Raw genomic sequence first — 1,586 nt, 5'->3', positions numbered from 1 at the left:
AGCTTGATGTTTAACCTCGCTGTTGTTTCAAGCGGACATGCTCGGTGAGGGTTTCGACTCGTTTCACGGTCTTCCCGGGCTCGTGGCGTGGTGCTGACCTGCGGTTCTTCGAGCCCGGTGGGCGTCCGGGCCCAGGCCGGGAGTGTTTGGGCACGCCAGCGGGACGGGCGGTCTTCACGCGGAGGTGACGGAACCCCCGGCGGACCCGGGCGGGGGTGAGCCGGCGAGCCTGCGCCGGCCGTTCCCAGGGGCGGCGCAGATCCTCGGCGAGGGGCCGGGCGAGGCGGAGTTGGGTGTGAGCGGCGATGATCAGCCAGGTCCACAAGTCGGCAGTGGCGGGGTCGCGGACCTTCGGCACGGTCCAGCCCAGGGTCTGCTTGAACAGCCGGAAGGTATGTTCAAGATCGAATCTGCGGAGGAACGCCTGCCAGCGCACATCGACGTCGTCGCCGGTCATGCCGGTGCGCGAGGACCACAGCCAGACCGGCTTCGGGTCACGGTCGCCAGGCAGGTGCTCGACCTTCAGTCGGATCAACGTGCCGTGGATCAGGGGGAGTTCGCCGCAGTGGTCGAGCCAGGGGCCGCGGGCCTGCAGGCGGGGGTGCATCCGGTCCCAGGCGAGGGCTTCGGCCCGGCCGTAGCGGGCGGTGTCGCAGGTCGTGGCGGCGTTGGGGGCGTGCCACGATTCGGGTTTGGCGAATGTGAGGACACCGCCGTGCTTGCGGGGCTGCCCGCCGCGCGGGGTGGAGCGGCGCGGTCCGGCGTCGCGGAGCATGACCCGGTCCGAGCGCAGGCGGCCGACCAGCTCGACGGGCAGACCAGACAGGACGTAGGCGAGGCGGGTGACGTCGTAGCCGGTGTCCATGACGATGAGAATGTCGGGGTCTCCCGGGCGCCACTGCCCCGCTCGCACGAGCCGGGTGACGACCTCGCGGAGCTGGCCGGCAGTCACTGCGGTCGCGTCGTCCGCCGGCCCGAGCCGGATCGCGTCCAGCAGCGCCGTCCAGGACGTGCGGCCGGTCTCCAGGGCGGCGACGAAGGAGTAGGGCCAGCCGGGGATGAACTGATCTGCACTGCGGCCCCGCCCGTAGACGTGGCAGAACAGCAACTCCGGGCTGGTGGGGGCGTCGGGACGCAGCCAGTTGCTCACGTCGACGGCGAGCACGATCCGCCCGTCGGCGGCGCGCGGCAGCGGCGTGGAGGCAAGCAGCCTGCGCAGGCGGCGCGGCTCCAGCCAGCCGTGATTGACCGCGTCGTACATCGCCCCGTGCCCGCGACGGTGCTCAGCTGTCAGTGTCAGCTCGACCAGCGAGGTGACCGGACCGTCCGTGCACAGCACGGCGTCGGTGAGCTCGAAGAGCGCATCCGCGCGGCTGTAGAGGCATTCGTAGAACTCAACTCGAAAGCGGGACAACACGTCCAACGGCTCGACGGAGGGGGCATCGGTGGACAGACTCATCGTCAGCGGCCGTTCCTTCGCACTTCGTTACTCGACATCTCGAAGCGTGGAGGACGGCCGCGTCACGCATGCCCGGAAACGGGAGGCTTCAGCAGGTCGGATGACGTGCGAGGTTAAACATCAAGCT

The 1,586-nt window shown here is 69.7% G+C and carries 1 protein-coding gene; it reads right to left on the bottom strand.

Translation table 11 applies throughout. From position 1 onward, the window contains the following. Positions 1–10: 10 nt before the first annotated feature. The gene (locus tag ACFY0T_RS50270; RefSeq protein ID WP_388885981.1) at positions 11–1,459 is read right to left on the bottom strand and encodes an NF041680 family putative transposase; all 1,449 of its coding nucleotides are present in this window, start codon (positions 1,457–1,459) and stop codon (positions 11–13) included. Between the last annotated feature and the right edge of the window lie 127 nt (positions 1,460–1,586).

It is taken from the genome of Streptomyces sp. NPDC001530 (assembly GCF_042894545.1).
GTDB lineage: Bacteria > Actinomycetota > Actinomycetes > Streptomycetales > Streptomycetaceae > Streptomyces.
The sequence above is the reverse complement of the archived record's forward strand: the minus strand, read 5'-3'. Positions and strand labels throughout refer to the sequence as shown.